This is a genomic window from Monashia sp. HAY1-2A (assembly GCF_056755315.1).
Genome location: NZ_JBNDHY010000890.1, coordinates 1 through 229, shown reverse-complemented (window position 1 = coordinate 229; position 229 = coordinate 1). Strand labels below are relative to the sequence as shown.

General features: G+C 70.7%; 1 protein-coding gene. It reads right to left on the bottom strand.

Features of this window, described 5'->3' with window-relative positions:
* Positions 1-229, bottom strand: a 229-nt coding sequence (locus ACPYOM_RS24310) for a response regulator (protein WP_481347948.1), incomplete at both ends; no start/stop codon positions are given.

Below are 229 nucleotides of genomic sequence, written 5' to 3'. Positions count from 1 at the left end.
ACAGCGATAGCGGCTTGGTCAGGTAGTCGTCGGCGCCCAGATCGAGCCCCAGGACGCGGTCCATCTCGTCGTCGCGCGCGGTGATGAACAGCACCGGCGTCCAGTCGTTCTCGGCCCGTAGCCGCCGGCACACCTCGATGCCGTCCATCGTCGGCAGACCGATGTCGAGGATCGCCGCCGAGGGACGCATCCGGCGGACGGCGGCCAGGGCCTGCCCACCGTCGCCGAC